This window comes from Streptomyces sp. cg36 (genome assembly GCF_041080675.1).
Taxonomy (GTDB): domain Bacteria; phylum Actinomycetota; class Actinomycetes; order Streptomycetales; family Streptomycetaceae; genus Streptomyces.
The window spans coordinates 6,502,965-6,522,509 of sequence record NZ_CP163520.1; the positions used below are offsets into that span (position 1 = coordinate 6,502,965).

At 74.4% G+C, this 19,545-nt stretch carries 19 protein-coding genes and 7 tRNA genes; 16 read left to right on the top strand and 10 right to left on the bottom strand.

Going from position 1 to position 19,545, the window contains the following annotated elements; translation table 11 throughout:
• Positions 1–301 precede the first annotated feature (301 nt).
• The 3 genes from cobT to AB5J87_RS28980 all read left to right on the top strand — a co-directional run bounded on the left by cobT (position 302) and on the right by AB5J87_RS28980 (position 6,128).
• Positions 302–3,886 (top strand): nicotinate-nucleotide--dimethylbenzimidazole phosphoribosyltransferase, encoded by a 3,585-nt coding sequence (gene cobT, locus AB5J87_RS28970; RefSeq protein ID WP_369380746.1) that lies wholly within the window; start codon positions 302–304, stop codon positions 3,884–3,886.
• Between the two features lie 132 nt (positions 3,887–4,018).
• A complete protein-coding gene (gene cobA / locus AB5J87_RS28975) occupies positions 4,019–5,248 on the top strand; it encodes a uroporphyrinogen-III C-methyltransferase (protein ID WP_369380748.1) in 1,230 nt (409 codons plus the stop codon).
• 64 nt (positions 5,249–5,312) lie between these two features.
• Positions 5,313–6,128, top strand: a complete 816-nt coding sequence (locus tag AB5J87_RS28980; protein WP_369380750.1) for a TrmH family RNA methyltransferase — start codon at positions 5,313–5,315, stop codon at positions 6,126–6,128.
• 86 nt (positions 6,129–6,214) lie between these two features.
• On the opposite strand, the gene AB5J87_RS28985 is transcribed toward AB5J87_RS28980, so the two are convergent.
• A complete protein-coding gene (locus AB5J87_RS28985; protein WP_369380752.1) occupies positions 6,215–7,444 on the bottom strand; it encodes a serine/threonine-protein kinase in 1,230 nt (409 codons plus the stop codon).
• Positions 7,445–7,645: 201 nt separating this feature from the next.
• Here AB5J87_RS28985 and AB5J87_RS28990 point away from each other — a divergent pair, with 201 nt between their 5' ends.
• Positions 7,646–7,912, top strand: a complete 267-nt coding sequence (locus tag AB5J87_RS28990; protein WP_369380754.1) for a hypothetical protein — start codon at positions 7,646–7,648, stop codon at positions 7,910–7,912.
• Positions 7,913–8,099: 187 nt separating this feature from the next.
• On the top strand, positions 8,100–8,309 hold the full coding sequence (locus AB5J87_RS28995) for a hypothetical protein (protein WP_369380755.1): 210 nt from the start codon (positions 8,100–8,102) through the stop codon (positions 8,307–8,309).
• 242 nt (positions 8,310–8,551) lie between these two features.
• Here the strand turns inward: AB5J87_RS28995 and AB5J87_RS29000 are convergent.
• From AB5J87_RS29000 to AB5J87_RS29020, 5 genes are all read right to left on the bottom strand, one after another.
• Positions 8,552–8,626 (bottom strand) — tRNA-Val (locus tag AB5J87_RS29000).
• Between the two features lie 49 nt (positions 8,627–8,675).
• Positions 8,676–8,747, bottom strand: a tRNA-Val gene (locus tag AB5J87_RS29005).
• Between the two features lie 26 nt (positions 8,748–8,773).
• Positions 8,774–8,845: transfer RNA gene (locus tag AB5J87_RS29010), tRNA-Val, on the bottom strand.
• Between the two features lies 1 nt (position 8,846).
• A tRNA-Cys gene (locus AB5J87_RS29015) sits at positions 8,847–8,920 on the bottom strand.
• 39 nt (positions 8,921–8,959) lie between these two features.
• Positions 8,960–9,032: transfer RNA gene (locus tag AB5J87_RS29020), tRNA-Gly, on the bottom strand.
• 213 nt (positions 9,033–9,245) lie between these two features.
• Here AB5J87_RS29020 and AB5J87_RS29025 point away from each other — a divergent pair.
• The 3 genes from AB5J87_RS29025 (at position 9,246) to AB5J87_RS29035 (ending at position 12,033) form a co-directional block, all read left to right on the top strand.
• Positions 9,246–10,307 (top strand): chorismate-binding protein, encoded by a 1,062-nt coding sequence (locus tag AB5J87_RS29025; protein ID WP_369380758.1) that lies wholly within the window; start codon positions 9,246–9,248, stop codon positions 10,305–10,307.
• Entirely contained in the window at positions 10,308–11,129 is an 822-nt protein-coding gene (locus AB5J87_RS29030; RefSeq protein WP_369380759.1) for an aminotransferase class IV, read from the top strand.
• Positions 11,130–11,196: 67 nt separating this feature from the next.
• Positions 11,197–12,033 (top strand): GNAT family N-acetyltransferase, encoded by an 837-nt coding sequence (locus tag AB5J87_RS29035; protein ID WP_369380761.1) that lies wholly within the window; start codon positions 11,197–11,199, stop codon positions 12,031–12,033.
• A 61-nt stretch (positions 12,034–12,094) separates the two neighbouring features.
• On the opposite strand, the gene AB5J87_RS29040 is transcribed toward AB5J87_RS29035, so the two are convergent.
• On the bottom strand, positions 12,095–12,622 hold the full coding sequence (locus AB5J87_RS29040; RefSeq protein WP_369380764.1) for a DsbA family protein: 528 nt from the start codon (positions 12,620–12,622) through the stop codon (positions 12,095–12,097).
• Positions 12,623–12,778: 156 nt separating this feature from the next.
• On the opposite strand from AB5J87_RS29040, the gene AB5J87_RS29045 reads away from it, so the two are divergent.
• Together AB5J87_RS29045 and AB5J87_RS29050 are read left to right on the top strand one after the other, a co-directional pair.
• Positions 12,779–13,228, top strand: a complete 450-nt coding sequence (locus AB5J87_RS29045) for a hypothetical protein (RefSeq protein ID WP_369380765.1) — start codon at positions 12,779–12,781, stop codon at positions 13,226–13,228.
• A gap of 752 nt (positions 13,229–13,980) precedes the next feature.
• The gene (locus tag AB5J87_RS29050; RefSeq protein ID WP_369380767.1) at positions 13,981–14,160 is read left to right on the top strand and encodes a hypothetical protein; all 180 of its coding nucleotides are present in this window, start codon (positions 13,981–13,983) and stop codon (positions 14,158–14,160) included.
• A 14-nt stretch (positions 14,161–14,174) separates the two neighbouring features.
• Here AB5J87_RS29050 and AB5J87_RS29055 read toward each other — a convergent pair whose 3' ends face one another.
• Both AB5J87_RS29055 and AB5J87_RS29060 read right to left on the bottom strand, forming a co-directional pair.
• The gene (locus tag AB5J87_RS29055; RefSeq protein ID WP_369380768.1) at positions 14,175–14,732 is read right to left on the bottom strand and encodes a CGNR zinc finger domain-containing protein; all 558 of its coding nucleotides are present in this window, start codon (positions 14,730–14,732) and stop codon (positions 14,175–14,177) included.
• Between the two features lie 209 nt (positions 14,733–14,941).
• A complete protein-coding gene (locus AB5J87_RS29060) occupies positions 14,942–15,355 on the bottom strand; it encodes an SsgA family sporulation/cell division regulator (protein ID WP_003987206.1) in 414 nt (137 codons plus the stop codon).
• Between the two features lie 190 nt (positions 15,356–15,545).
• Between AB5J87_RS29060 and AB5J87_RS29065 the strand changes: the two genes are divergently transcribed.
• The 4 genes from AB5J87_RS29065 to AB5J87_RS29080 all read left to right on the top strand — a co-directional run bounded on the left by AB5J87_RS29065 (position 15,546) and on the right by AB5J87_RS29080 (position 16,758).
• A complete protein-coding gene (locus AB5J87_RS29065) occupies positions 15,546–15,956 on the top strand; it encodes a TIGR02611 family protein (RefSeq protein WP_369380770.1) in 411 nt (136 codons plus the stop codon).
• A gap of 65 nt (positions 15,957–16,021) precedes the next feature.
• A tRNA-Val gene (locus tag AB5J87_RS29070) sits at positions 16,022–16,093 on the top strand.
• A gap of 107 nt (positions 16,094–16,200) precedes the next feature.
• Positions 16,201–16,647, top strand: coding sequence for an SRPBCC family protein (locus AB5J87_RS29075; protein WP_369380773.1), 447 nt, complete (start codon positions 16,201–16,203; stop codon positions 16,645–16,647).
• Between the two features lie 39 nt (positions 16,648–16,686).
• A tRNA-Val gene (locus AB5J87_RS29080) sits at positions 16,687–16,758 on the top strand.
• Positions 16,759–16,825: 67 nt separating this feature from the next.
• Here the strand turns inward: AB5J87_RS29080 and AB5J87_RS29085 are convergent.
• A complete protein-coding gene (locus AB5J87_RS29085) occupies positions 16,826–17,551 on the bottom strand; it encodes a 3'-5' exonuclease (protein ID WP_369380775.1) in 726 nt (241 codons plus the stop codon).
• 140 nt (positions 17,552–17,691) lie between these two features.
• On the opposite strand from AB5J87_RS29085, the gene AB5J87_RS29090 reads away from it, so the two are divergent.
• Both AB5J87_RS29090 and AB5J87_RS29095 read left to right on the top strand, forming a co-directional pair.
• On the top strand, positions 17,692–18,258 hold the full coding sequence (locus AB5J87_RS29090) for a DUF4365 domain-containing protein (RefSeq protein WP_369380778.1): 567 nt from the start codon (positions 17,692–17,694) through the stop codon (positions 18,256–18,258).
• Positions 18,258–19,451: a hypothetical protein gene (locus AB5J87_RS29095; protein ID WP_369380779.1), complete on the top strand. Its 1,194-nt coding sequence runs from the start codon at positions 18,258–18,260 to the stop codon at positions 19,449–19,451. The genes AB5J87_RS29090 and AB5J87_RS29095 overlap by 1 nt, the downstream gene beginning before the upstream one ends.
• Positions 19,452–19,545: the final 94 nt, after the last annotated feature.

Genomic DNA, 19,545 nt, shown 5'->3' on the forward strand with positions numbered 1-19,545 from the left:
GTTGTACCGCACCCGGCCGTTCGGCGCTACGTTCGTCAATGTCCGGATCGGGGAGCCGTTTTGGCCCCCCGTCGCGGTACGTCGGATCCCGGGGAAGCGCAACGTGGCGCACCCCACACGTTCCGTGGCCGGGACGGGGCGCCAGGTCGGCGATCTCCCGCGAGAATGCTTTGTGTTCGCGGGCCGTTCGCACCGCGCGGCGCGCCCGCTCGTTCTTGTTGACGGGGTGCGGGGCGCTCCGGTGCGCGGGCGGCCCCCGGGCGCAGGCCGAGGAAGCACTACAGATGGACGAGGGGTACGCATGACTGACACCGGCCAGGTCCCGGGCGAGGGGCTGCCGGAGGACGCAGGCATGGTGGAGCAGCCGGGCGTCCCCGCTCCCGGCGCGTACACCTTCCTCGACCCCTCCGACGGTTCGGCGCTGGGCGCGGACGACGACGACCTGCTGCTGATGCCGGGCGCCCAGGGCGCCTGGATCGACCCGCAGTCGGCGCCCGCCCCGCTCGCGGCCCCCGTGCCCGCGCCGGTGGCGGCCCCGCAGGGCGGACACCCCGGCCACGCGGCCGAGCAGCCCGAGCAGCCCGAGCCCGGCGCCCATGAGACCGGCGGCCGTGACTCCGGTTCGGTGGACCTCGGCGCCGTGCGGATGCCGTCCGCGCCGACGGCCCGCCGCCCGCTGCACATGGGCCCGCCCATCCCGGACGCCACGGGCGGTGTCGTACGGTCGCTGGCCGACCGGGGTCCCGCCGCGGGCGCCCCGGCCGCGCCCGGCCAGGCGAACCCGGCCAACCCCGCGCGCGTGCGCACCCCCGGGCCGCCCACCACCGGCCCCGAGTACCTCGACGTGCCCCGCGAGGAGACCGCGGCGCCCCTGTCCGGACCGCAGCTCGGCGAGCTGCCCCCGCAGGCCGGGACGCCGTGGGAGTCGCTGCCGCCGCAGGAGGCCCCGGAGCAGTCGGCCGCGCCCGCCGAGCAGGCCGAGCAGCCCGTGCCCGTCGCGGTGGCCGAGCAGGTGGCGCAGCCCCAGCAGACCGTCCAGGCACCGCAGCCGCTGGCGCAGCCACTGCCCCAGCAGTCGGCAAACGCCCCGGTCAACCCTGCAGAAACGGTCGTCCCGGAGGCGGTCGTCCCGGCACCGGTCGCCGTGGAGCCGGTGGCCGTGGAGGCCGTCGCCGCCGCACCCGCCGCCGAGGAGTTCGCGGTCGCCGCCGTGCCCGCGCACGCCCTCGCCGCCGAGCACGGCGCCCCGGCCACGGCGCCCGGCCCGGTCGTGCCGGTGAGCCCGGTCAGCCCCGTGCAGCAGCCCGCCGTGGGCCAGTTCGTCCCGGTCGAGGGCTCGGTCCCGACCGGTCCGCACCTGGCGCCCGCGCCGGTGGAGCCGGTCGTGGCCGCCTCGGCGCCCGAGCCGGTGCCCGCCCCCGTACCGCAGCCCGCCCCCGCCGCCGAGCCGGTGGCCGGTCCGGTCGCGGCCGCCGCCGAGCCCGCCGCCCCGCAGGTGGCGACGGCGGAGCCCGCCGCGGCCGAGGCGGTCGTGGAGGCGGTGGCGCCGGTGGCCGTCGAGCCGGTGGCCGCGGCGCCGGTGGAGGCCGTGGCGGAGTCCGCCCCCGAGCCCGTCGCCGACCCGGTGGCCGAGGCCGTCGCGGAGCCCGCCGCGGAACTCGCCGCCGAGCCCGTCCCCGCGCCGGAGCCGGTCGCCGAGGCCGCCCCCGTCGTGGTGGAGCCGGTCGCCGTCGAGGCGGCCGAGCCGGTGGCGCCCGTGGAGCGGTCCGCCGCGCCCGCCGACGCGACCGCGGCCGTCGAGCCCGCCCCCGCCGCCGTGGCCGTCGCCGAGGAGCTGCCCGAGCCCGCGGCGGCCGTGACCCCGGTGGTGCCCGTCCAGCGCTCCGAGTCCGTGGCCGAGCCGCAGACCGCGGCGGCCCCCGTGGCCGTCGCCGTCGAGGCGCCCGTCACCGACGAGCCCGAGCCGCTCGCCCCCGAGGACGACGCCGAGCCCGAGCGGATCACCCCCGTCCCGGTCCGGATCATCGACGACGAGGACGACAACGACGACGAGCGGCCCGCCGCCGACCCGGCGACGGCCGGGGACGGCGCCGCGGCCGACCTCGCGGAGGCCACCCAGGCCGCCGAGACCATCGAGGCCGCCGTCGAGGCGGGCGCCCCGGCCCCCGGCTACGGCGACGCCGAGCGCGAGGCCGTGCTGCGCGTGATGCGCGAGCGCCGCGACATCCGCAACGGCTTCCGGGGCGACCCGATCCCGCACGAGGTGCTGCTGCGCGTCCTGGAGGCCGCGCACACCGCCCCCAGCGTGGGCCACTCGCAGCCCTGGGACTTCGTGGTGATCCGGTCCGCCGAGACCCGCCGCACCATGCACGAGCTCGCCGAGCGTCAGCGCGACGCCTACGCGAAGTCGCTGCCCAAGGGCCGGGCCAAGCAGTTCAAGGAACTGAAGATCGAGGCCATCCTCGACACCCCGGTGAACATCGTGGTCACCGCCGACCCCACCCGTGGCGGGCGCCACACCCTGGGCCGCTACACCCAGCCGCAGATGGCGCCGTACTCCTCGGCGCTCGCCGTCGAGAACCTGTGGCTCGCCGCCCGCGCCGAGGGCCTCGGTGTCGGCTGGGTCTCCTTCTTCGACGAGCGCGAGATGGTCCGCGCCCTCGGCCTGCCCGAGCACCTGGAGGTCGTCGCCTACCTCTGCGTGGGGTACGTGGACGAGTTCCCGGAGGAGCCCGAGCTGATGCAGGCGGGCTGGTCCAAGCGCCGCCCGCTGTCCTGGGTGGTCCACGAGGAGACGTACGGCCGCCGCGCGCTGCCCGGCGAGGACCCGCACGACCTGCTCCAGGAGACCGTCGCCGGCATCCGCCCGCTGGACGCCAAGGCGCTCGGCGAGGCGTGGGAGCGGCAGAAGCGGATGACCAAGCCGGCCGGTGCGCTCGGCATGCTGGAGATCATCTCCGCGCAGCTCAGCGGGCTGTCCCGCAAGTGCCCGCCGCCGATCCCGGAGCCCGCGGCCGTCGCGATCTTCGCGGGCGACCACGGCGTGCACGCCCAGGGCGTCACCCCCTGGCCGCAGGAGGTCACCGGCCAGATGGTCGCCAACTTCCTGGGCGGCGGCGCGGTCTGCAACGCGTTCGCCAACCAGGTGGGCGCCGAGGTCTGCGTGATCGACGTGGGCGTCGCGAGCGAACTCCCGGCCACCCCCGGCCTGCTGCCCCGCAAGGTGCGCGCGGGTACCGGCGACATGACGACCGGGCCCGCCATGACCCGCGAAGAGGTCGTCGCGGCCGTCGAGGTCGGCATCGAGACCGCCCGCGACCTGGTGGCGGCCGGCAACAAGGCGCTCCTGACGGGCGAGATGGGCATCGCCAACACCACGGTGTCGGCCGCCCTCATCTCCCTCTACACGGGCGTCGACCCGGCCGAGGTCACCGGCCGCGGCACCGGCATCAACGACGAGACGCACGCCCGCAAGGTCGACGTGGTCCGCCGCGCCCTGGAGCTGCACAGCCCCGACCCGGCCGACCCGATCGGCGTCCTCGCCGGGGTCGGCGGCCTGGAGCACGCGGCCATGGTCGGCTTCATCCTCGGCGGCGCCTCGCTGCGCACGCCGGTGATCCTGGACGGCGTGAGCGCGGGCGCGGCGGCGCTGGTCGCCCGGGCGATCGCGCCCGAGGCCCTGGCGGCGTGCATCGCGGGCCACCGCAGCGCCGAGCCCGGCCACGTCGCCGCGCTGAACAAGCTGGGCCTGCGCCCGCTGGTCGACCTGGACCTGCGCCTGGGCGAGGGCACCGGCGCCCTGCTGGCCCTGCCGCTGGTCCAGAGCGCGGCCCGTGCCATGCACGAGGTCGCGACCTTCGACTCGGCCGGAGTCACCGAGAAGTAGCCGCAGTCGTACCCGGTGTGCCCGTCCGTTCCGCAGTACGGAACGGCGGGCGCACCGGACGAGTGTCCGCAGACAATGGGGTCCGGGGCGACGCCCCGGCCTTCGACGCCGCCGCACCAGGAGCCACCCGCCATGGCAGAACACCCCGCGTACCCCGTCGGCCTGCGCCTGACCGGCCGTCGCGTCGTCGTCGTCGGCGGCGGCCAGGTCGCCCAGCGCCGCCTGCCCGCCCTGATCGCGGCCGGCGCCGACATCCTGCTCGTCTCGCCCAGCGCCACCCCGTCCGTGGAGGCCATGGCCGACACCGGCGAGCTGCGCTGGGAGCGCCGCCGCTACCAGGAGGGCGACCTGGCGGACGCCTGGTACGCGCTGATCGCCTGCAGCGACGCCGAGGCCAACCGGCTCGCCTCCGCCGAGGCCGAGAGCCGCCGGGTGTGGTGCGTGCGCTCCGACGACGCCGCCGAGGCCACCGCCTGGACCCCGGCCACCGGCCGCTCCGAGGGCGTGACGGTCGCCGTGCTCACCACCGACACCCCGGACCCCAGGCGCTCCGCCGCCATCCGCGACGCCGTGGTCGAGGGCCTGCGCGACGGCACCCTGGTCGCCCCGCACCAGCGCGCCCGCACCCCCGGCGTCTCCCTGGTCGGCGGCGGCCCCGGCGACCCGGACCTGATCACCGTGCGCGGTCGCAGGCTGCTCGCCGAGGCCGACGTGGTCATCGCCGACCGGCTCGGCCCGCGCGACCTGCTCGACGAACTCCCGCCGCACGTCGAGGTGATCGACGCGGCGAAGATCCCGTACGGCCGGTTCATGGCGCAGGAGGCCATCAACAACGCGCTGATCGAGCACGCCAAGGCGGGCAAGGCCGTCGTCCGGCTCAAGGGCGGCGACCCGTACGTCTTCGGCCGCGGCATGGAGGAGCTCCAGGCGCTCGCCGAGGAGGGCATCTCCTGCACGGTCGTCCCGGGCATCTCCAGCTCGATCTCGGTGCCGGGCGCGGCCGGGATCCCGGTCACCCACCGTGGCGTGGCCCATGAGTTCACGGTGGTCAGCGGGCACGTGGCGCCCGACGACCCGCGCTCGCTGGTCGACTGGGAGTCGCTGGCCCGGCTCACCGGCACGCTGGTGATCCTGATGGGCGTCGACAAGATCGGCGCGATCGCCCGGACGCTGATCGCGCACGGCAAGGCCCCCGGCACCCCCGTGGCCCTCGTCCAGGAGGGCACCACCGCCGCCCAGCGCCGCGTCGACGCGACGCTGGCCACGGTGGGGGAGACTGTGACCGCGCAGGACGTTCGGCCGCCGGCGGTCATCGTGATCGGTGACGTCGTCGCCGTGGGTCCCGCGCTCCCGACCACGTAACCCGCGGTAACGGATCTCGGTCCGGGCCGTTGGCACCACACCCAGGACAAGGCAGTATCACCCTGTGGCTGATCTCATCACCATCGACGACCCCGACGACCCGCGCCTGCGCGACTACACGGGCCTGACCGACGTCGAGCTGCGCCGCAAGCGCGAGCCCGCCGAGGGCCTCTTCATCGCCGAGGGCGAGAAGGTCATCAGACGCGCCAAGGACGCCGGTTACGAGATGCGGTCCATGCTGCTCTCCGCCAAGTGGGTCGACGTCATGCGGGACGTCATCGACGAGCTCCCGGCGCCGGTGTACGCGGTCAGCCCCGACCTCGCCGAACGGGTCACCGGCTACCACGTGCACCGCGGCGCCCTCGCCTCGATGCAGCGCAAGCCGCTGCCGACCGCCGACGAGATCCTGGCCGTCTCGCGCCGGGTCGCGGTGATGGAGGCGGTCAACGACCACACCAACATCGGTGCGATCTTCCGCAGCGCCGCTGCCCTCGGCATGGACGCGGTCCTGCTCTCGCCCGACTGCGCCGACCCGCTCTACCGGCGCTCGGTGAAGGTCTCCATGGGCGCGGTCTTCTCCGTGCCCTACGCCCGTCTGGACTCCTGGCCCAAGGGCCTCGAATCGGTCCGCGGGGCCGGGTTCCGGCTGCTCGCCCTCACCCCCGACGAGAAGGCGTCCTCCATCGACGAGACGGCCCCGCACCGGCTCGACCGGGTGGCGCTGATGCTCGGCGCGGAGGGCGACGGCCTCTCCACCCAGGCCCTGGTGGCCGCCGACGAGTGGGTCCGCATCCCGATGGCCCACGGCGTCGACTCCCTCAACGTGGGCGCGGCGGCGGCCGTGGCCTTCTACGCGGTGGCGACGGGCAGACCGCAGTAGCGCGGTGACCGCCCCGCAGGGGCGCTGGGGACCGTGCGACCGGCCGCGGCCGACCCGCGGCCGAAGGCCACGCACCCGGCGGAGCGTTACAGCTGCTGCGCCGCGGCGATCCCCAGCGCCACGATCAGCGTGACGACGAAGAACACGATCAGCCGCTGGCGCAGCAGCCGGGGGTTGGCCGGGCGCAGCCGGCCCGTGCCGGTCCGGACGCCCGGGCGGGTCCCGGGGCGGCCGTTGGTCCCGTTGGTGCCGTTCGTACGGCCGGCCGGGCGCGCGCCGCTGCGGGGCGCGGGCGGGCGCGAGCCGCCGGTGCGCGGCCCGCCCGCCCGCGGCGCCCCCGGCCGCTGGCCGGTGCCGGTGCCCCGGCCGGTGTCGGTGTAGCGCTGGGTGCGCTCGTCGTGCTCGTAGCGCTCGGTGCGGTCGTCGAGCCGTCCGGTGGGGCGCTCGGCCTCGGCGCGGTCGCGCTGGGCGGGCGGGCGGGCCTCCAGGCCGCCCTGCGCCTCCCGGGCCGCGATCTCCTTGAGCCGCATCGACAGCTGGAGCGTGCTGGGCCGCTCCTCCGGGTCCTTGGCCAGACAGGCCCGCACCAGCGGCGCCAGCGCGTCCGGCACCCCGTGCAGCTGCGGCTCCTCGTGGACCACGCGGTAGAGCATGACCTCCGAACTGCCGTGCCCGAAGGGCGAGTCGCCCATCGCCGCGTACGCCAGCGTGGCGCCCAGCGAGAAGACGTCGGTGGCGGGCGTGACGGCCGCGCCGCGCACCTGCTCGGGCGCCAGGAAGCCGGGCGAGCCCACCGCCGTGCCGACGTGGGTCAGCGTGGAGGCCCCGGTCGCCCAGGCGATGCCGAAGTCGATGATCCGGGGGCCCTTGGGGGAGAGCAGGATGTTGGACGGCTTGAGGTCGCGGTGCACCACCCCGGCCTCGTGGACGGCCACCAGGCCCTCCGAGAGCGCGGCGCCGATCGCGGCCGTCTCGGCGGCGGCCAGCGGCCCCTCCTCGGCGACCTTGTCGTGCAGCGAGGGCCCCGGCACGTACTGCGTCGCGAACCAGGGGCGGTCCGCCTCCAGGTCGGCCGCGACCAGCCGGGCCGTGCAGCCGCCGCGGATGCGCCGCGCGGCCGACACCTCGCGGGCGAACCGGGAGCGGAACTCCTGGTCCTCGGCGAGGTCCGGCCGGATCACCTTCAGCGCGACCCGCTGGCCGCGCCGGTCGGAGCCGAGGTAGACGACACCCATGCCACCCGCGCCGAGGCGCCGGTGGAGCCGGAACGAGCCGACGACACGCGGGTCCTCGCGCCGGAGCCGCATCATCGCCATTTTCATCCCCGCTGCCCGGTCCTGTTGACGTGGCACAGCTTACGTATCCCCGGGCCGGTGTGCTCATAGGCCGCGCCCTCGCGGACCGATCGATTGTCAGTGCCCGGTGGGAAACTTGAAGAGTGGTCAGCAAGCCGCGCGGGCGCGGACGCTGACGCGTGCGAGATCTCAACGATCCGTCGCAGAAGGGGGATTGGTTCGGTGAAGGGTGACCGCGTGGAGATAGTCGTGGACGCGGGTGACACGACTCGGACGTACGAAGTGGTGGCAAGCCGGGCGGGCCGCAGGGTGGAGACGGCGGTCCGCAGAGGGGTGGTCGAAGTGAGCGAAGTCACCCGCAGCGGCACGGTGGTGCGCACCGCGCGCTTCATGGCGACCAGGGTGCTGGCCCTGGTCGAGCAGCCCGTCCCGAGGGAGGACGCGTCGGAGGCCCCGGCGCATCCCCTCCGGGAAGACCCCAAGTCCTAGGACCAGGTCTCCACCCAGGGGAGTACGGGAGTGGGGACCCACTCATCCCCTGGGAGGCCCGGCAATCGGTACGAGGGCATGACGCCCGGCGCCCGCCGCTTCCCTAATGTTGAGGTCAAGCGGCGGGCGCAGCACTCGTCCCCCGAGGTCAGACGCCCGCCGCCGTCAATGCGACAGGAGAGGGACCATGGCGGACACGGCAACGCGGACGGTTCTCCGCACGCGAGGACGCAGGGCTTGTGCCGCGGCGTTCGGCGCCCGCCGGTCCGGTCCGCGCCACCCCTTGGTGGCGACGGCCATGGTCCTTCCCCTGGCGGCCCTGCTGACGGTCGTCTTCGGCGGCTGGGACGCGGTGGTCGCACAGGCGTCGTCCGTGGGCGTGATGCTGGGGCGCTGAGCGGCGCTCCGGACCCGGTAGAGCGGACCGGGTCGGGGACATCCGGCCATTTTCAACCCCGTGGGGACGGGGGTGCGGCGGACGGCAGAAAGGCGTTGTCCGACCGGCTGGGGAGCCGGTCGGACAACGCCTTTCATGTATGCCCGCACGGCTCTCCGGCCGTGCCCGCCAGTGCGCCGAGCGTTCGGCGGCCACCGGCCACGACGAAGCCCCCGGCCTTGGAGAAGGCCGGGGGCTCCGGATGGTGCGCGATACTGGGATTGAACCAGTGACCTCTTCCGTGTCAGGGAAGCGCTCTCCCGCTGAGCTAATCGCGCGGGATCGGTCAGAACCATACAGGACGGCTGCGGACCGGGTGGTACTGCGTGCGCGATACTGGGATTGAACCAGTGACCTCTTCCGTGTCAGGGAAGCGCTCTCCCGCTGAGCTAATCGCGCGGGAAGGATCTTCGAGAAGATCCAAGTGGACGATACTGGGATTGAACCAGTGACCTCTTCCGTGTCAGGGAAGCGCTCTCCCGCTGAGCTAATCGTCCTTGGAGGTGGAGACGGGATTTGAACCCGTGTAGACGGCTTTGCAGGCCGTTGCCTCGCCTCTCGGCCACTCCACCAGGAGTGAGAGCGGGGGTTCGGGAAGATCCCCCACATCGAGCGGACGACGAGATTCGAACTCGCGACCCTCACCTTGGCAAGGTGATGCTCTACCAACTGAGCCACGTCCGCTTGTCGTTTCCGTTTCGCTTGCGCGTCCCGGCGACGTGTTGAACTCTAGCGGATTCCCGGGCCAGTACAAAAACGCGTTTGTGCAGCGTGCTGCGGTGCGGCCGGTTCGCACCCGCCGCCCCACCCGTCGGCGGTGCGCCGTCGTCCCTGGTCCGCGCCCGGTGCGCGCCCGGTCCGGGGCACCGCGGCGGCGGCGCCCCTAGACTCGACCGCGTGCACGACCTAGCTCCCGTGGCCCGTTTCGGCGGGCTCCTCGCCTCTGATCTCCGCGATGTGACCAGCGACCCGGAGGCACTCGACTCCACCGGCTTCTGGGCGGTCGCCGCCGACTTCGAGGGCCGGCTGGTCTGCGCCCGCTTCGGGGACGTACGGGCCGCGCCCGTGCCCGACCCCGTCGCGGGCGCCTGGCGCGGCCCCGCCGCCGGTGACTGGACGTCCTCCCTGGACCGCGCCGCCTACACGGCGGGCGTGCGCCGCATCCGCGAGCACATCGCGGCCGGCGAGGTCTACCAGGCCAACCTCTGCCGCGTACTGACCGCGCCGCTGCCCGACCCGGCCGCCGCCGACGTCGACGCGCTGACCGCGCTGCTGGCCCGGGGCAACCCCGCCCCCTACGCCGGAACGATCCGGCTGCCCGCGCACGGCGTGGAGATCGCCACCGCCTCGCCCGAGCTCTTCCTGCGGCGCACGGGCCGCACCGTGGAGTCCGGTCCGATCAAGGGGACCGGCCGCACCGCCGAGGACCTCCTGGAGAAGGACCACGCCGAGAACGTGATGATCGTCGACCTGGTCCGCAACGACCTGGGGCGGGTCTGCGCCACCGGCTCGGTCACCGTGCCCGAGCTCTGCGCGGTCGAGCCCCACCCGGGCCTGGTCCACCTCGTCTCGACCGTACGGGGGGAGCTGCGCGAGGGGGCGGGCTGGCCGGAGCTGCTCGCGGCGGCCTTCCCGCCCGGCTCGGTCACCGGCGCCCCCAAGTCCAGCGCGCTGCGGATCATCGAGGCCCTGGAGACCGCCCCGCGCGGCCCCTACTGCGGCGGCATCGGCTGGGTGGACGCGGACCGGGGGCGGGCCGAGCTCGCCGTGGGCATACGCACCTTCTGGATCGACCGGGCGGCGGGCGTGCTGCGGTTCGGCACCGGCGCGGGCATCACCTGGGGCTCCGACCCCGAGCGGGAGTGGGCCGAGACCGAGCTGAAGGCGTCCCGGCTGCTCGCGGTAGCGTCGGGCGCGCACGCGTCGGGCGCGCGTGCGCAGACGGGAAGGACCGCGTAAATGCAGATCTGGGTGAACGGCGCGCTGCGGGCGGCCGACGCCGCGCAGGTGTCCGTGCTCGACCACGGGATGACGGCGGGCGACGGCATCTTCGAGACGGTCAAGGTGGAACGGGGAGAAACGTTTGCTCTCACCCGTCACCTCGCTCGGCTGACCCGCTCGGCCCGGGGCCTCGGACTGGCCGACCCCGACCTCGACGAGGTCCGCCGCGCCTGCGCCGCCGTGGTCGACGCCAACCCGGCCGCGCTCGCCCGGCTGAGGATCACCTACACCGGCGGCGTCTCCCCGCTCGGCTCCGACCGGGGCGACGCGGCGCCCACCCTGGTGGTCGCGCTCGGGGAGACCCGCCGCCGCCCCGACACCACCGCCGTGATCACCGTCCCCTGGACGCGCAACGAGCGCAGCGCCGTCGCCGGGCTCAAGACCACCTCGTACGCCGAGAACGTCATCGCCCTCGCCCGCGCGCACCGCGAGGGCGCCGGCGAGGCGCTCTTCGGCAACACCACCGGGGCGCTGTGCGAGGGCACCGGCTCCAACGTCTTCGTCGTCCTCGACGGACAGCTGCACACCCCGCCGCTCGCCTCCGGCTGCCTCGCCGGGATCACCCGCGAACTGGCCGTGGAGTGGACCGGCGCCCAGGAGACCGAGCTGCCCCTGGACGTGCTGGAGCGGGCCGAGGAGGTCTTCCTCACCTCCACCCTGCGCGACGTCCAGGCCGTGCACCGCGTCGACGGCCGCGAGCTGACCGGCACGCCCGGCCCGGTCACCGCCAAGGCGATGCGGGTCTTCGACGAGCGGGCCGCCTCCGACCTCGACCCGTAGGCCCCCGGGCGGCCGGATCCCGACAAATCCGGTGACGGACGGCGGCCCGGCCGGTACAACGGCCTTGATGACCACCACCATTCGGCCGACCGGGCCGCTCCAGCAGGGCGCCGACGGCGCCGTCTCCCGTACGTACGACGTGTGCGTCAACAGCAGACGCGTCGGCACGATCACCGTTGCCACCGACCCCGCGTTCGGCCGCGCCATGGGGGTGATCAGCGCGCTGCGCGTGGACGAGCCCGACCGGGGCCGGGGCCGGGCGACCGTGGCCGCGCTCGCCGCCGAGGAGGTGCTGCGCGGCTGGGGCTGCACCCAGGTGCGCGCGGCGGTGCCCGCGGACGCCGTGGCGGCGCTGCGGCTCGCGGACGCGCTCGGCTACGGCGAACGCAGCCGCAACATGGCCAAACGGCTGCCCGTCGAGCCGCCCGCCCTGCCCGCAGCGGTCACCGGGCGGGCGATGACCCAGGCCGAGTTCACCGTCTGGCACCACGACGAGCAGGAGAACTACGCCCGCTCCTGGATCGACCGGGGCGTCCCGGCCGACCAGGCCCGCGCCAAGGCCGAGGCCGACCACCGCGAGCTGCTCCCGGACGGCCTGGCGACGCCGGGAGTCCATCTGGAGGTGCTGGTCAGCGCCGGTGCGGTGGTCGGGCAGGTGTGGGTGGGCCGGAAGGCGACCGCCGCCGGGCCGGCCGCGTACGTCTACGACGTGGCCGTCGCCCGGGAGCACCGGGGCCGGGGCCACGGCCGTTCCCTGATGCTGCTGGCGGAGCGGGCGGCCCTGGCCGAGGGGATGACCACGCTGTCCCTGCACGTCTTCAGCGACAACACCCCGGCACTGCGGCTCTACGAGTCGCTGGGGTACGAGCCGACCGAGTACAACCGGGCCAAGGCCCTGCTCTAGGGGCGCGGGCCGGTGGACCCGGTCGACGTCGGACGGCCCGTGCCCCGCGGGGCCGGCGGGCTCAGGCGTCCAGCAGCCGGTCCGCGATCTCCTGGATGCGGGCGCGCAGGCCCTCCTGGCTCTTGCCGCCGTCCAGCCGCTCGCCGTCGATGACGTACGTGGGCGTGCCGGTGACGCCGATCGCCTTGCCCTCGGCCTGGTCGGCGTCGACGATCAGGAGGTGCCGGCCGTCGATCAGGGCGGTGTCGAACTCCTCGGCGTCCAGGCCGAGTTCGCGCGCGGCGTCGAGCAGTACGGGCTCACCCCGCTCGCCGAGCTCCGCCGTGCGGGCGAGCACCGCCTCCACGTACGGCCACCCCCGCCCCTGCGCGAACGCCTCCTCGGCGGCCTGCGCCCCGGCGTAGGCGTGCTTGTGCTTCTCCAGCGGGAAGTGGCGCAGCCGGATGTCCAGCCGCTCGCCGTACTGGGCGCGCAGCGCCCGGACGTCCTCCAGGGCGGAGTGGCAGTCGGGGCACTGGAGCTCGCACCAGACGTCGAGGACGACGGGTGCGGGGGAGCCGGAGGCGGTCTCGGGGGTGGTGTCGCTCATGGGCCCAGTCTCCCAGCCCGTCCGGCGCGGCCCCAACCGGGACCTGGGGAGGAGGTGTCCCCGAGATCTCCCTGATGTCCCGGAACGATCGTGGCCCCTACCGGCCGGTCCGGTGCAGGATGGAAGGGCCACACCCCCCATCCCTGGAGGAACCGGATGCTTGCCGAGACCGTCTGCTCCGCCGCCTCAGCGGCCGGACTGGGCATCGCCGTCGTGACGGCGTACCGCAAGCGCTTCCTGTCGGCCACGCGGATCGCCGCCTACTCACTGGTCCCCGTGGCCCTGGTCATGACCGGTGTCGTGGGGTGGGTGTCCGGCATCGTCTTCAAGCCGACCGTCTGGGCGGGCTTCGGCCTGCTCGGCATCGCCTGGATGCTCTTCTCCGTCACCCGCTTCGTGGAGCGCCGCTCCGAGGGCGGCAAGGGCCGTGGCGTCGAGGGCGCGGCGGGCGGGGACGCGATCGCCCCGACGGCCTCCGCGCCCTCGCTGGGCGCCGGCCGCCGCTCCGCTCCGCAGGCCCAGCCCAAGGCCAAGGGCAAGGGCAAGGCGGGCGGCGGCGAGGACTTCAGCGACATCGAGGCGATCCTCAAGAAGCACGGCATCTGACCCGGACCCGGCGCGCCCGCCGGCCGCCGGGCTCCCGCGCCCACCCCGGACCCGGCGCACCCCTTGCCGCCGGGCTCCCGCGCCCGCCCGGACCCGGCGCGCCCCCTGGTCACCGCGCTCCCGCGCGCCCGCCCGGACCCGGGGCATCCGCCCGGATTCCGGGCGCCCACCGGGATCCCGGGCTCCCTCCCGCACCCCGTGCGTCCGCCCATGTCCGCGCGTCGGCCCGTACCCCGCGCGTCCGTCCACGCCCCGCTCATCCGCCCGTATCCCGCGCGCCCACCGGGCCGCACGCGCTCCCGGTCCCCGCACCCGCCCCCGCCCGGATTCCCGTCCGGCGGGGCGGAAACGGGTGGGGCGTCCGGTACGGAAGTCGGTGCCGGGGCCGGGGGCGGATGCCCCGCACCCGTATGCGGAATCCGTCACGGAATCTGAAACAGCGTCGGAATCTGACACTCCGTAACTCGCGGCGACCGGCCTGACCGGGGAATTTCGTCAGCCGTCGATTTCCTTATACGGAATTCCAGTTGGAGTGAATTCCGTGGCGTGACCGGGAGCGCTCCCATTCGCCATTCCAAAACCGCCACCGACGCCGCTTTTCCATTCCGGGGCGCACTCCGGGGTATTCGGCGGCCACACCGTCCGCCCGGCGCGGGACCGGGCGTCGCCGGGCGTCAACATCGCGCAACTCCCGCCGTACATGGGCGTGTTGGCGCCCCGAGGCGCCCCGGCTGGTCCATCATCACCCCGAGATGCTGGACACTTCCCCGGGGCACGTCCCCGCGACGCCCGACGAGCCGCACGCCGAGCCCCCGGCCCACGAGCCGCGCGGCTGCCTCTTCGCCCTTTCCCAGCCGCCCCTGATGATCTTCCTCGGGGTGATCGGCTTCCTGCTGCTGATGGCGGCCGTGCACGATCTGTTCCTGCTGTGACGGCCGGTACGGGATCAGCCCGACGCTTCCTTGCGCCGTGCCCGGTACGCGGCCACGTGCAGCCGGTTCCCGCAGGTGCGGCTGTCGCAGTAGCGGCGGGAGCGGTTGCGCGACAGGTCCACGAAGGCCCGCCCGCAGTCCGGTGCCTCGCACCGGCGCAGCCGCTCCTGCTCGCCCGCCACCACGATGAACGCCAGCGCCATCCCGCCGTCGGCCGCCAGGTGGTCCGCGATCGAGGCGCCCGGCGCGAAGTAGTGCACGTGCCAGTCGTAGCCGTCGTGGTCGGTGAGCTGCGGGGTGGTGCCCGCCTCCGCCACGATCTCGTTCACCAGGCCCGCCGCCGTCCGGGCGTCGGCGGCCTCGAAGACGCCCGCGAAACGGCCGCGCACGGTCAGCACGCCGGACAGGTCGCGCGCGGTGAGGGTCTCCACCCCGCTGATGGAGTGGTCCCGTACGAAGCCGTACAGCGCCTCGACGTCGGGGAGCCGGTCGGGCTCCTCGCCGTCCGGCGCGGTGTTCACCAGCTCCACCACCACGTCGAGGGCGATCCTGGTGTCGTGAGGGATCAGCACGATTCGCTCCCTGGCCTGCTGCGGGCCGGTGCCCGCCGATGCTGGCCGACTCTACTGGCACCGGCCGGGAGCGCACCGGCGCCCGTCCCGCGAGGTTGGTCGCGGGACGGGCGCCGGTGGGGACGGCTATGCGGAGGGCGTGCCTATGCGGTCGTCCGCGCGGTGCCGTCTCCCCGAGTCGGACGGCGCCGTGCGGCTCTCGGTCTGGCTCAGTTCTCCGCCAGGATGTGCGAGAGCTCCGTGTCCAGATCGAAGTGACGGTGCTCGGTGCCGGGCGGCACGGCGGCGTCGGTCCGCTTGAGGAACGACTCCAGGGCCCGCGCAGGGGCCTCCAGCAGGGCCTCTCCTTCCGGGGAGCTGAGGGCGATGCAGACGACGCCCTGACCGTGACTGCGCGACGGCCAGACTCTGACGTCTCCGGTACCGGTGGGCCGGTGCAGGCCCTCCGCGAGGAGGTCGCGGGCGAACACCCACTCGACGGTCTCCTCCGCTCCGGTGTGGAAGGTGGCGTGCACGGCGTAGGGATCGGCCGTGTCATACCGCAGGCCCGCAGGTACAGGCAGTGAGGATTCGCTCGACACAACGAGGCGCAGGTGCAGCTCGCAGCTGACCGTGGTGTTCATAAGCGCCAGGGCCTTTCGCTCAGTGTGCGCTCGGGGATTCGCACGTCGGCGAAATCGACATGCCACCTACGGTGCCGTTGTAAACCCCTCTGGCCGTTTTGCGGGGCTTCAGGTACCTCGTACGGCCGAGTATTACTTTCGGTTATGCGGCCATTCTGGTGAGCACGCGCGGTCGGGTAGGTTGGAGCGCATGAATACGGGGAGTGACGAGCAGGGCGGGGCGGGGCAGGCGGCGCTGGGGTCCCGGGCGCCCGCCTTCATCAAGGCGTCCAGGCCGCTGCACCTGAGCTGGCAGGTCGGCGTCTTCGTGGTCGGCCTCGCGGTCGTGGTCGCCGGGATCATCATGCTGCCGCTGCCGGGACCCGGCTGGCTGGTGATCTTCGGCGGCATGGCGATCTGGGCGACCGAGTTCGTCTGGGCCCAGCTGGTGCTGCGGTGGACCCGGCGCAAGGTGACGGAGGCCGCGCAGCGGGCCCTGGACCCCAAGGTGCGGCGCCGGAACATCATCCTGACCTCGGTCGCCGTCGTGGTCGTGGCCGCGCTCGCCGGGGCCTATCTGTGGAAGTTCGGACTGGTCCTGCCGTGGAAGGTCGGCGAGTGACCGGCGAGTGACCGCCGACGTGGTCAAAGGCCCCGCTGACATGCGGTAATGTTTGCGGTGCGCCCGGGCGATTAGCTCAGTGGGAGAGCGCTTCGTTCACACCGAAGAGGTCACTGGTTCGAACCCAGTATCGCCCACCCGGACCGAAGGCCCGGAGATCGACGAGATCTCCGGGCCTTCGGCGTTCCCGGCCGGATCCGCCCGGACCCGGTGTACTTCCCCGGCCCCGGCGCAGACTTGAGGCATGGACTGGAGCCACTACCGCTTCCGCAGCGTCTGGCAGGTGCCCGCGCCGCCCGCCGAGGTGTTCGCCGTCCTGGAGCGCGCCGAGGAGTACCCGCGCTGGTGGCCCCAGATCCGCGAGGTCGTCCCCACCGGCGAGCACGGCGGAACCGCCCGCTTCCGTTCCCTGCTGCCGTACGAACTCGTCGTCACCGCCCGCGAGCGGCGGCGCGACCGGGACGCCGGGGTCCTCGAAGTGGCGATGAGCGGCGACCTGGAGGGCTGGGCGCGCTGGACGCTCCGCCCCTGCGCCCACGGCACCCGCGCCGTCTACGAGCAGGAGGTCGACGTGCGCAAGCCGCTGCTGCGGCGCCTCGCCGTCCCCGGGCGGCCCGTCTTCCGCGCCAACCACGCCGTGATGATGCGCGCCGGACGGCGGGGGCTGACGGCCGTCCTGAAGGCGGTTTGAACCAAGGGCGTCCGGGCCTGTATGGTTCAGTCCGTTCCCGGGCGATTAGCTCAGTGGGAGAGCGCTTCGTTCACACCGAAGAGGTCACTGGTTCGAACCCAGTATCGCCCACCGGGAGAAGGCCGGTCCGTCATCGACGGACCGGCCTTTCCGCATTCCGGGCCGCCCTGCCGGGCGCTCACGCCGCGGCGGGCAGCTCCGGCCGCAGCGGCCACGCCGGGTCCACCGCCTCCGGCGTCCCGTTCCGGGTGAACCACGCCTGCAGGCCCCGCGCCTGGGCCGCGTGCCACCCCGTCTGCAGCGTGTGGATCTCCGCCGGGGTCAGCCGTTCCAGGCGGGCGGCGAACCGCCGCCCCACCGCCCGTACGACCTCCAGCGCCGCCAGGGCGTCCGCCGCCGCGTCGTGCGCGCTGTCCAGCGCCACCCCGTAGTGCGCGCACAGATCCGTCAGTGTGCGGCGGCCCTTGCGGTAGCGGTCCAAGTGCTTGTCCAGCACCCGGGGATCCAGCACCCGCAGCGGCACCCCCTCCAGATAGCGGGCCAGCGACGAGGCGCGGTGCCGCTTCAACTCCCGGTCGAGCAGGGTCAGATCGAACGGCGCGTTCATCACCACCAGCGGCCGGCCCGCCGCGCACTCCTCGGCCAGCGCCCGCGCCACCTCCTCCATCACCGGCGCGGGCCACCGCCCGTTCAGCCGGAGGTGCTCATCGGTGAGCCCGTGCACCGCCGTCGCGCCCTCCGGCACGGATATGCCCGGGTTCACCAGCCAGCGCGTCGCCCTCGGCCGCGCACCCGGCGCGTCCTGCACCACCACGGCGGCCGACACCATGCGGTCGTGCTCCACGTCCACGCCGGTCGTCTCGGTGTCAAAAGCGGCCAGGGGCCCTTCGTACCAGCACGTCATGGTCCAACTCCTTTTGTGCCCTTGGCAGATGGCGTGCGTCCCCTGCCCGATTCCGTGATACCCGGGCCGTTTGCGGCGTACGCCCTCCGGCAACAACACAGGTGACGGGCCCGCAAGTTGACGGAAGGCGTACGACGGCCATGGCGCTCGCGCAGCCCGAGCCGGGCGGGCTCCTGCCCGAGCGGATCGTCCCGCTGCGCGGCTCACTCGCCACCACCGCCTGCATGGAGACCCTCCAGGTGGGCTACCTCCACGCGGTCGCGGCCGCGGCCGGCTGCTCGCTCTCGCAGCCGTTTCCGGACAACGGGATCGACTGGCACGTGAGCCACAGCGCCCCCGGCCACACCGTCGACGACGAAGTCACCATCAAGGTGCAGCTCAAGTGCACGTACCAGATCCCCCCGCACCCCCCGGGCGCGGCCTTCTCCTTCACCCTCGACAACGACCACCTGGTGAAGCTGGCCCGCACCCCCGTCTCGGTGCACAAGATCCTGGTCGTGATGCTCGTCCCCCGGAGCCGGGACGAGTGGCTGCGCGCGGGCCACGACCGGCTCGCGCTGCGGCACTGCTGCTACTGGACCAACCTGGCCGGCCACCCGGTGACCGGCCGGCGCAGGACCACGGTGCGCATACCGACCTCACGGATCTTCGACGATCGCGCGCTCTGCGAGATCATGACCCGGGTCGGGGTGGGAGGGAGGCCCTGATGCGTCTGTCGAGCGGGGAGTTCGGCGGGCCGGACCCGATCGAGCCGGTGCCGCGGCACGTCGACCCGGCCGTGCTCGGTGTGCTCCTGGACCGCCACGGCTGGCGGCGGCGCGGCGGCGCGGCCGGACGGTACGCACGCTGGACCCCGCCCGACGGCGGCTCCGGGACCAGCCTGCTCGTCCCCGAGAGCCGCGCCTTCCCCGACAGCGAGGAGCTGCTGGGCGAGGCGCTGACGGCCCTCGCCCGCTGCGCGCTGCCGTCCGCGCGCGAAGTGCTCGTCTCGCTCGCCGTGCCCAGCGACGAGGTCCGCTGGTGGCGCGACACCCCCACCGGCCCCGCCGGAACCGCCGCCTGGAGCGAACAGGAACGGCTGCGCGGCGCCGCCCACCGCATGCTCCTCGCGGGCGCGCTCGCCGTGCGCGGCCGGGCCGGGTACTACGGCGCCCGCCACCGGCGCCAGGCTCTCGCCTCGCTCAGCGGGGTGCTCACCGGCCCGGCGCCCGGCGGCCGGCTCACCGCGTTCGTCCCCGTCGAGAACGGCCGGGCCGCCGTCGTCCGCCTCTACGGGGCGCTGCACGCCGTCCGCGAGGCCGTCGACTACCGGCGCACCACCGGCGGCATGGAAGCCTTCGACGCGGCCGTCGAGGCCGGTGCCAGCCGCGAGCTCACCGAGTCCGTGGTCGCCCTCGTCCAGGGCTCCGAGGGCGTCCGGGTGGCCCTGGAGTGGGCCCCGGCCGCCGGAGTCCCGGCGGGCTGCGCCGCCCGCCCCGAACCGGTCGAGTTCTCGCCCGGCGACCTGCCCGCCCTGCGCGAGGCCGCCGCCCGCTACCTCGGCGGCGAGCCCTCGGTCCCGGTCCGGGTGACCGGCACGGTGGTCCGGCTGCGCCGCTCGGCCCCCCGCGGCCCCGGCACCGTCCGGCTGCGGGTGCTCGCGGGCGCGGAGATCCCCTACGTACGGGTGGAGCTCGACGAGGAGGCGTACCGCATCGCGGGCCACGCCCATCTGGTGGGGCTGCCGATCCGGGTCGCGGGGCGGCTGGAGAGCCGGGGCGGCTTCCGCAGGCTGGCCGGGGCGGGCGCGGTGGTTCCGGTCCAGGTCGACGACGCCGAGCGGGACCGCCTGATGAAGTCGCTCCAGGGAACCATGGAGAGCATCGCCTTCTTCGAGGAGGCGTGCGCGGGGGAGGAGTGAGCCACCCGCCCCGGGGCGGCGGTGCGCGCAAACCGTTTCGCGGGTCACCCCACCGGCTCGGTAGGATTCCTACGCGTACGCGGTACGAGCGTAC

Coding starts and splice junctions, on each gene's coding strand:
- AB5J87_RS29060 (WP_003987206.1), bottom strand. CDS start 15,355: ATGAACACCACGGTCAGCTGCGAGCTGCACCTGCGCCTCGTTGTGTCG.
- AB5J87_RS29085 (WP_369380775.1), bottom strand. CDS start 17,551: ATGACGTGCTGGTACGAAGGGCCCCTGGCCGCTTTTGACACCGAGACG.
- cobA (WP_369380748.1), top strand. CDS start 4,019: ATGGCAGAACACCCCGCGTACCCCGTCGGCCTGCGCCTGACCGGCCGT.
- AB5J87_RS29030 (WP_369380759.1), top strand. CDS start 10,308: ATGCAGATCTGGGTGAACGGCGCGCTGCGGGCGGCCGACGCCGCGCAG.
- AB5J87_RS29065 (WP_369380770.1), top strand. CDS start 15,546: ATGAATACGGGGAGTGACGAGCAGGGCGGGGCGGGGCAGGCGGCGCTG.
- cobT (WP_369380746.1), top strand. CDS start 302: ATGACTGACACCGGCCAGGTCCCGGGCGAGGGGCTGCCGGAGGACGCA.
- AB5J87_RS29050 (WP_369380767.1), top strand. CDS start 13,981: ATGCTGGACACTTCCCCGGGGCACGTCCCCGCGACGCCCGACGAGCCG.
- AB5J87_RS29040 (WP_369380764.1), bottom strand. CDS start 12,622: ATGAGCGACACCACCCCCGAGACCGCCTCCGGCTCCCCCGCACCCGTC.
- AB5J87_RS29090 (WP_369380778.1), top strand. CDS start 17,692: ATGGCGCTCGCGCAGCCCGAGCCGGGCGGGCTCCTGCCCGAGCGGATC.
- AB5J87_RS29035 (WP_369380761.1), top strand. CDS start 11,197: ATGACCACCACCATTCGGCCGACCGGGCCGCTCCAGCAGGGCGCCGAC.
- AB5J87_RS29045 (WP_369380765.1), top strand. CDS start 12,779: ATGCTTGCCGAGACCGTCTGCTCCGCCGCCTCAGCGGCCGGACTGGGC.
- AB5J87_RS29075 (WP_369380773.1), top strand. CDS start 16,201: ATGGACTGGAGCCACTACCGCTTCCGCAGCGTCTGGCAGGTGCCCGCG.
- AB5J87_RS29095 (WP_369380779.1), top strand. CDS start 18,258: ATGCGTCTGTCGAGCGGGGAGTTCGGCGGGCCGGACCCGATCGAGCCG.
- AB5J87_RS28995 (WP_369380755.1), top strand. CDS start 8,100: ATGGCGGACACGGCAACGCGGACGGTTCTCCGCACGCGAGGACGCAGG.
- AB5J87_RS28985 (WP_369380752.1), bottom strand. CDS start 7,444: ATGGCGATGATGCGGCTCCGGCGCGAGGACCCGCGTGTCGTCGGCTCG.